Below are 7,931 nucleotides of genomic sequence, written 5' to 3'. Positions count from 1 at the left end.
GGCGACGCTGAATGCGCGGCTGATGAAGAAGCTCGGCGTCTCCCGGCGAGATCTCCTCGAACAGGTGGAGAAGGCCGCGCTCAAGCCGTTACCGGCCGAGCCAGCTGATCTTCGAGTCTAAACGCCACCCGCTCCTCGAATTGCGCGCCTGCCAGGGCGTGGTGGGCCTGGTGCGCCCCTTCGGCCGCGAGCGGCTGGAGCGCGCCTGCGCGCCTGCGCGCGGGCGCTCGAGATCGGCGCCCGCAGCTACGGCTCGATCCGCTCGATCCTCGACCATGGCCTGGACCGGCGGCCTCTCGCCGCCGACGCCGAGGAGGCCGCACCCATCCATCACGCCAACATCCGCGGCTCCACCTATTACCACTGAAGGAGAGACACTCATGCTCACCCATCCCACCGTCGAACGCCTGCAGGAGCTCGGCCTACGCGGCGCGGCCAAGGCCTTCTCCGAGCTGACCCAGAACCCCGAGGCGGCCGCGCTATCCCACGCCGAATGGCTGGGCCTGATCCTGGAATCCGAGAACTCGCATCGGCAGGACCGCCGGCTGCAGGCGCGGCTGTTCATCTCGCGCCGGCATCTGCTGGAGTGGACGCCCGCGGCGGTGGCGGCCCGCCGGCTTCGTTTCGACCTGAGGAGCTTTATCGGCGGCCGGCTCCGGCTACAGCCGCTGGCGGGACCTGGCAGTGACGCGCTGGTGCGAGGACCCTACCTGCGACGACACCGGAGCCTACATCTATCTGCGAGATGTCCATTCGGGCAAGGTCTGGTCGGCGGGGTGGCAACCGATCGGCGGCGAGCCGGATCGCTATGAGGCGATCTTCAGCGAGGACCGCTGCGAGATCACGCGCTGCGACGGCGCGCTCACGACCGTCACCGAGGTGGTTGTCTCGGCGGAGGACGACGGCGAGGTCCGCCGGGTGTCGATCACCAACGGCGGATTTGCGGTGCGCGAGATCGAGGTCACGGCCTATGCGGAGATCGTGCTGGCGCCGCCGGCGGCCGACGCGGCGCACCCGGCGTTCTCGAAACTGTTTGTGGAGACCGAGCACCTCTCGAGCGCCGGCGCGATCCTCGCCACCCGGCGGCGGCGGGCGCCGACCGAGCCGGAGGTCTGGGCCGCTCAGCTCTCGGTCGTGGAGGGCGTGTCCGTCGGCCCACCGCAATTCGACACCGATCGCGCCCAGGTGCTCGGGCGGGGACGGGACGTGCATGCGCCGGTTCGGATCCTGGACGGTCGCCCCTTCGGTGGCGCGACGGGGACGGTGCTCGATCCGGTGTTCGCGCTACGCCGGCGCGTCAGGATCCCGCCCGGCAGAACGGCGCGAGTCTCGTTCTGGCCGCTCGTCGCCGGCTCGCGGAAGGTGCTCTTCGACCTGATCGACAAGCATCATGACGCCGCCGCCTTCGAACGCGCCGCTAACCTGGCCTGGACCCAGGCCCTGGTGCAGCTGCACCACCTCGGCGTCGAACGGTCGGATGCCGCCCTATTCCAGAAGCTGGCGGCGCACCTCGTGTATCCGACCGCGGCGCTGCTCCGTTTGCCGAAGGGCTGCGGCGGGCGCACGAAGGCCAGCCGGGCCTGTGGCGGGTCGGCATCTCCGGCGACCCGCCGATCGTATTGCTGCGGATCTCCGAGCCGCATGAGATCGGCATCGCCCGGCAGCTGATCGAAGCCAGCGAGTACTGGCGCAGCAAGCTCTTGGCCTTCGACCTTGTGCTGCTCAACGAGCGCGGCGCTTCCTATGTGCAGGATCTGAAGGTCGCGCTGGAGTCCCTGGTCCGCGCGGCCCAGTCGCATGCGGCGATCACGCAGCATTCGCCGCCGGGCCGAACGGTAGTGCTACGCGCGGATTTGATCGCGCCGGAAACTTCGGAGCTGCTGCTGTCCGTCGCCCGCATCGTGCTCACGGCACAGGAAGGAACGCTCTCGGAGCAGCTCGAACGCTTGTCGGATCGCGCCGTGGTTCGCCCACCGGCGCTCCCTGAGGCCGCGCCCTCGGAAGCGCCCGAAGGGCTTTCGCCGGCGCTGGAATACGGCAACGACCCGGGCGGCTTCGCCGAGGACGGACGCGAATACGTTGTGGCGCTGACGCCTGGTCAGACGACGCCGACGCTCTGGATTAGTATCGTCGCCAATCCCGAGTTCGGCTTTCTGGTCTCCGCCGACGGCGCCGGCTGCACCTGGCGGCGCAACAGCCGCGAGCATCAGTTGACGCCCTGGTCCAACCACTCGGTGAGCGAGACGACGGGGGAGTCGATCTTTCTCCGCGACGAGGAGAGCGGCGAGGTCTGGAGCGCGACCCCAGCGCCCCGGCGAGACCCGGCAGCGAGCTACATCTGCCGCCATGGTCGGGGTTACAGTCGCTTTCAGCACGTGTCGCGCGGCGTCGACCTCGATCTCGTGCAATTCGTCCCGCTCGTCGACCCGGTGAAGATTTCCCGGCTCCGGCTCACGAACCGGTCCGGGCGGTCGCGCCGCCTGTCGGTGACGGCCTACGCCGAGTGGGCGCTGGGGCCGCAGCGTGCCGCCGTGGCGGCCTTCACGTCACCGGTCTCGACGAAACCACGGGCGCGCTCTTCGCGCGCAACGGGTGGAATCCCGCCTTGAGGTCCCCCACCGCCTTCGCGGACCTGGGGGAGGGGACGGCGAGCTGGACCGGCGACCGCGACGAGTTGATCGGCCGCAACGGCGTGCTCGCCGCGCCGGCCGCGCTTCGGTGGCGCGAGCCGCTCTCGGGCGCGGCCGGCGCCGGGCTCGACCCTTGCGGCGGGCTGCAGCGCATCGTCGAGCTCGCCCCCGGCGAGGTGCGCGAGGTCATCTTCCTGCTGGACGAGGCGGACGGCGACGATGCCGCGCGCGATCTGGTCCCCGCTACCGGGCCGCCGACCTCGACGACGTGCTGGGCGAGATCAAGGCCCACTGGGACGCCATCCTGGGCGCAGTCGAGGTGAAGACGCCGGACCGCGCAATGGACATCATGCTCAACGGCTGGCTGCTCTATCAGACGCTCGCCTGCCGTTCCTGGGCGCGGGCGGGCTTCTATCAGGCCAGCGACGCCTACGGTTTCCGCGACCAGTTGCAGGACGCCATGGCTCTGGCGGCGGCCCGGCCGGAGCTGACCCGCGAGCACCGGCTGCGCGCCGCGGCCCGGCAGTTCGTCGAGGGGGCGTGCAGCACTGGTGGCTGCCGCATTCCGGACAGGGGGTGCGCACGCGCTTCACCGACGATCGCCTCTGGCTGCCCTACGCGACCGCGCATTATGTCGAAACCACAGGCGATCTGGGCGTGCTCGACGCGCCGGCGCCCTTCCTCAGCGGCCCCTTGCTTGAGCCCGACCAGGCGGAGAGCTTCTTCCAGCCGGCTCCGGCCGAGCCGCCGGCCAGCCTCTACGAGCACTGCGCCCGCGCCCTGGACGCCAGCCTCGAACTGGGCGGGCACGGCCTTCCCCTGTTCGGCGGCGGCGACTGGAACGATGGGATGAACCGGGTCGGCGCGCGTGGGCGCGGCGAAAGCGTCTGGCTGGGCTGGATGCTGCATGCGGCCCTGACGGCGTTCCTGCCGTTCGCCGAGGCGCGCGCCGAGACCGCGCGGGCGCAGGCCTGGGAGGCCCATCTGGCGGCGCTCACGGCGGCGCTGGAGCGCAACGCCTGGGACGGCCAGTGGTATCGCCGCGGCTGGTTCGACGACGGCTCTCCCCTGGGCTCGGCGGCGAGCGACGAGTGCCGCATCGACTCCATCGCCCAGTCCTGGGCGGTGATCTCGGGCGCCGGCGCCGCGGAGCGCATCGTGCAGGCCATGGCGTCCGTCGATCGGGAGCTGATCCTGCAGCAGGAGCAGCTGGCGCTGCTGTTTACGCCGCCCTTCGACCGCACTCCGCTCGACCCCGGTTACATCAAGGCCTATCCGCCGGGCGTGCGCGAAAACGGCGGCCAGTACACCCATGCCGCCGCATGGGCGGTGATCGCGTTTGCAACCCTCGGCGACGGCGACAAGGCCGCGTCGCTGTTCGCCATGCTCAATCCGGTCAACCACGCCCGCACGCGTGCGGCGGCGCATCGCTACAAGGTCGAGCCCTATGTCGCGGCCGCCGACGTCTACGCTGCGGCAGGCCACGTCGGCCGCGGCGGGTGGACCTGGTACACGGGCTCCGCCGCCTGGATGCAGCGCGCGGGGATCGAGGCGATCCTCGGCCTGCGCCGAATAGCCGGCGCGCTGAGCGTAGATCCCTGCATCCCCAGGGATTGGCCAGGCTTCGAGGCGGTGATCCGCCAGGGATCGAGCCGCTATCACGTCGTGGTCGAGAATCCGGACGGCGTCATGCGCGGCGTCAGCGCCGCCGATCTCGACGGCGCGCCCGTTGGGGTCGCACCCGCGACCATCCCTTTGCTGGACGACGGGCGATCGCACACGCTTCGCCTCCGGCTTGGTCCGCCGCGAGGGCGGCAGGTCGATACGCCTCCCGTGCGCCGCCTCAGCGGTTCTTGACCCTGATCAATGGTCAACCGTCGGATTGGCGATAGACGCGTCAGTCAGGCAAAATGCGTCGCAGCAGGCGTACCATGCATAGAGACATCATCTGCTTTCGAGTGGTCGAGGAGCCCTACGGTTGGGCCGTACGGGTCGGAGACGGCATGATGACGCCATTCCGGTCGCGCGGCTCGGCTCGGCCCTCCGACATGCGGCGGGCTGTGCGGAAGCGCTGCGGCGCTGCGGCGCTGCGGCGATCCGGCCGAGGTGGTGATCGATGACCTTGAGCCGCCGCCACGAAGCTGGAAGCGCCAAGCCGGCCCCTTCCGTCGCTTCTAGTCAAAGTTTGGGCTGAGGAGCGTGACGGGGGGCGCGCGATGCCCAGCCTCGTGATCGATCAAGAGCCGTCGAGGCGTCCGAAGGTTCGACGGCCTCGACGTCGAAAGTCGGCTTGGCGACCCCTTGCGCGCCGTTTGCCCGATCCGTGCATTCGCCCGGCCGGTCGCTGCGTGAGCTGCCGCGGCTGCGCCGACAGCTGCCCGCCGCGGGCGCCGCCGGTTCGGGGACAGACCACGCGGAGGCTTGATGAAGCAAGTTCGCCGACAGGTGCGCGCCAGGACCCGTGTTAGAGCGCCTCCGGGATCTTGAGCATGGCGCGACCGGGTTCCGTGATCTCGATCAGCTTGGCGCGACGACCGTTGGTCACGTCTCGCGCCCAACCGGGATGCCGTGGACCTCGCGCAGCTTCTCGGCGACCAGCGTCGGCCCGAGATCCGCGTAGCGCGCCTTGATCAGCTCCAGGACCTGGGCCCTTATGTCATCCAAGCACTGGCGGGGGGCGGCGGCCACGACATCCGCGAGCCAACTCGGCCGGCAAGGTTCTTTGGGATGGTGACGGACCGCTTCGGCGACTCATTGCTCCGACTGGCGCTGGCCCGCCCGCAACGCGTTAGACGTCCAACCGCCCGCCGAGCGCCTAATTTGCCCGAGCGGGCTACGCGCGGGCGTCCAGCGGGCACTCAACCTCGGCCCGTCTCCTGCGTTCAGGCGCTATGAAACATCGCGGGCTGCTCTCGTCTGCCCACATCGGCGCTGTCGCGAGCGCCCGGTCCATGACGCCGATGGCCACCTTGGCTGCCGCCCGCCTCGCAGGACGTGGAACGCCTGGGCATCTGATCTTGCTCGACCGGCTGATATTCAAGCTCGGCGCCTTGGTGATGGGCGTCGGGGAATTGTTCGGCGACAAGATGAAGTCGGCCCCTGATCGGACGGTCTTCTTGGGATTGCTGGCCAGTGTGATGAGCGCCGGCATCGCTGGCGCAGCCCTGGTGTCGCGCGGCCAGGAGCGGGCCGGGGCGATGGTCGCCGTCGCCACAGCGGTCCCGTTGGCCTACCTCACGCTGGCCGCGCGCAAGCGGGCGATGGTGCGCGTTGGGCAGACACGCAGCGGCCTCATTGAGGATGCAATGATTGTCGCTGCAGGTGCAGCGATCGTCGCCCTCTCACTGCGCCGGTCAAAGGGCGAGGGGCCCCGACAATTGTTTTTCGAAGTAAGTGGACAGACAATACCCGCGAAGAGCTCGGCATGCCGTGGTCGCGGCGAAAACTTTAGGGTTCCGCGCCCGCACGCGTTAGGCGCGCACGGAGGTGGTTGAACCTCGCTCACACGAGTTCTGCCCGCGCTCCCTCTCGTCAAAGGAGCCCAGCCGCGACTACTGCGTTATCATAGCTTCGAGCGGACCTCCACTTTCAAGCAGACGATCGGAGGCCACGGCCAAGGCCTGGACCAACGCACCGCATTGGGCGCGCATCGTGACCCCGCTGTTGACGCAGGCGCGCGACGGCTGCCAACGCATTACCCACTTCGCTGAAAGCGGCGCGATAAGCAAGGCGGGTCTGGCGGCGCACGGCTAGCGGGTGATGTTGAGCACCGGCGTGCGTCGAGATTGCAACCAAGCTTCGCCACAAGAGTTGGGCCAGGAGTTCGACGCGGTTCGACTCGGTCTCGCATACAGCTTCAGGTGACGTGATGCGCATGAGTTCAAGATCGGTATCGGTCATCTTCTCAATTTTGCTCTGCACAGTCGCGGGCGCGGCGCTGGCCAGTCCGGCTGACGCTCAGCCGCAGCCAGCGCCCTCAGACCGCAAGGCTGAGAAGGGGAAGAGTTCACAACGCCCCCTCACCTCCTCGGAAGAAAGCCGTGAGAGCCTGGAGGGTGCGGTGACGTCGCCGCTCCGAGACGCAAACCTGATCAAAACCGAAATCCCGCCAATCCTCGAGCAGGCTGTTGACAATCCTTATGCACGATCGGGGCAGCGCAGCTGTGCCACGCTGCGAAAGGAAATCAGCGACTTGAGCGACGTGCTCGGGGATGATTTCGATGACCGAAGTCCTGAACAGGAGGCCAAGGACGACGATGAGAAGACGGCCTACGGCGTTGTCGCCAGCGTCGTTTCCGACATCATCCCGATGCGCAGCTGGATCAGGAAGCTCTCCGGGGCCGAGCGTCGGGACCGCAAGGTGCAAGAGGCGATCGCCGCCGGGATAGCCCGCCGAAGCTACTTGAAGGGTGTGGGGCAGGCGCGAGGCTGCAAGCCACCCGCCGCGCCGCGGGCCATCGCCGCGAGCCGGCCCGCCGTGAACCCATAACCAGCCGATGCGACGCATTCTCGCCGCGCTGGCGTTTTCATCGCTCCTCCTCGGCGGTTGTCAAACCCTTCCGCGGGCGCCTTACCCGCTGGAGACGCTCCACGCGGCGAGCCCGGAGTACCGCTACGATTTCATCAAGCCCGCGACCCGCGAACGTTTCCTCGGCGATATCGACAGCGTCGGGCGCCAACACGCCAGTGGCGAGCTTCAGCTCCTTGCCCTTTCGGGCGGCGGCGCCAACGGCGCCTATGGCGCCGGCGTCATGTACGGATGGGGCCGGCGTGGCGACCGACCTGAATTCGAGGTCGTAACGGGGGTCAGCGCGGGCGCGCTGATTGCACCGTTCGTCTTCGCGGGACCGGCCTTTGATCCGGCCCTTCGCGAGGCCTTCACAGACGGCCGCTCGAAGGATCTGCTTCGATCGCGAGGCCTCGGCGCCTTGCTCTGGCCTGGCGTCTTCAAGCCGGAACCCTTGAGAAAGCTCATCACCAACAGCGTTACACCCGGCCTCATCGAGGCCGTGGCAGCCGAACACCGGAAAGGTCGGCGGCTCTTCATCGCCACAACCAGCCTGGATACTCAGACCCAGGTCGTTTGGGACATGGGGGCGTTGGCGCAGCGCACCGATCCCGCCTCCCGTCAGCTGTTTCAGAACATCCTTATCGCCTCGTCGAGCATTCCCGGCGTCTTCCCACCCGTGCTGCTGACCTTCGAGCGAGGCGGCCAGGCGGTTTCTGAACTGCACGCCGACGGCGGTACGGTGGCGAACTTCTTCGTCGCGCCGCAAGCGGTGCTCGGCGATCCGACGCGCA

General features: G+C 68.7%; 8 protein-coding genes and 2 pseudogenes. 9 read left to right on the top strand and 1 reads right to left on the bottom strand.

What is annotated here, in order from left to right; translation table 11 throughout:
- Positions 1 to 275: 275 nt before the first annotated feature.
- From ACE3Q8_RS23010 to ACE3Q8_RS22985, 6 genes and pseudogenes are all read left to right on the top strand, one after another.
- A pseudogene (locus tag ACE3Q8_RS23010) lies at positions 276 to 557 on the top strand (ATP-binding protein); the annotation flags it as partial.
- A gap of 127 nt (positions 558 to 684) precedes the next feature.
- Entirely contained in the window at positions 685 to 1,668 is a 984-nt protein-coding gene (locus tag ACE3Q8_RS23005; RefSeq protein WP_374473235.1) for a hypothetical protein, read from the top strand.
- Positions 1,620 to 2,609, top strand: coding sequence for a hypothetical protein (locus ACE3Q8_RS23000; protein ID WP_374473234.1), 990 nt, complete (start codon positions 1,620 to 1,622; stop codon positions 2,607 to 2,609). Before ACE3Q8_RS23005 ends, ACE3Q8_RS23000 begins: the two co-directional genes overlap by 49 nt.
- Positions 2,606 to 2,953 carry a hypothetical protein gene (locus ACE3Q8_RS22995; RefSeq protein ID WP_374473232.1) on the top strand — a complete coding sequence of 116 codons (348 nt, stop codon included), beginning with the start codon at positions 2,606 to 2,608 and terminating at the stop codon, positions 2,951 to 2,953. The genes ACE3Q8_RS23000 and ACE3Q8_RS22995 overlap by 4 nt, the downstream gene beginning before the upstream one ends.
- Positions 2,954 to 2,970: 17 nt before the next feature.
- Positions 2,971 to 3,114 (top strand): annotated as a pseudogene (locus ACE3Q8_RS22990) (GH36-type glycosyl hydrolase domain-containing protein); the annotation flags it as partial.
- A gap of 56 nt (positions 3,115 to 3,170) precedes the next feature.
- Positions 3,171 to 4,487, top strand: a complete 1,317-nt coding sequence (locus tag ACE3Q8_RS22985) for a GH36-type glycosyl hydrolase domain-containing protein (protein ID WP_374473230.1) — start codon at positions 3,171 to 3,173, stop codon at positions 4,485 to 4,487.
- A gap of 684 nt (positions 4,488 to 5,171) precedes the next feature.
- Here the strand turns inward: ACE3Q8_RS22985 and ACE3Q8_RS22980 are convergent.
- Positions 5,172 to 5,294 (bottom strand): hypothetical protein, encoded by a 123-nt coding sequence (locus ACE3Q8_RS22980; protein ID WP_374473229.1) that lies wholly within the window; start codon positions 5,292 to 5,294, stop codon positions 5,172 to 5,174.
- A gap of 287 nt (positions 5,295 to 5,581) precedes the next feature.
- On the opposite strand from ACE3Q8_RS22980, the gene ACE3Q8_RS22975 reads away from it, so the two are divergent.
- The 3 genes from ACE3Q8_RS22975 to ACE3Q8_RS22965 form a co-directional block, all read left to right on the top strand.
- Positions 5,582 to 6,124, top strand: a complete 543-nt coding sequence (locus tag ACE3Q8_RS22975) for a hypothetical protein (protein WP_374473228.1) — start codon at positions 5,582 to 5,584, stop codon at positions 6,122 to 6,124.
- Positions 6,125 to 6,690: 566 nt separating this feature from the next.
- On the top strand, positions 6,691 to 7,119 hold the full coding sequence (locus tag ACE3Q8_RS22970) for a hypothetical protein (protein WP_374473226.1): 429 nt from the start codon (positions 6,691 to 6,693) through the stop codon (positions 7,117 to 7,119).
- A gap of 7 nt (positions 7,120 to 7,126) precedes the next feature.
- The coding region (locus tag ACE3Q8_RS22965; RefSeq protein WP_374473225.1) for a patatin-like phospholipase family protein at positions 7,127 to 7,931 on the top strand (805 nt) is incomplete at its 3' end.

It is taken from the genome of Phenylobacterium sp., from assembly GCF_041913825.1.
Classification (GTDB): domain Bacteria; phylum Pseudomonadota; class Alphaproteobacteria; order Caulobacterales; family Caulobacteraceae; genus Phenylobacterium.
Note: the sequence above shows the minus strand (reverse complement) of the source record. Positions and strands in the feature narration are given on the sequence as shown.

Excerpts from the sequence above, each read along its gene's own strand:
- ACE3Q8_RS22975 (WP_374473228.1), top strand. The coding sequence starts at position 5,582 with ATGACGCCGATGGCCACCTTGGCTGCCGCCCGCCTCGCAGGACGTGGA.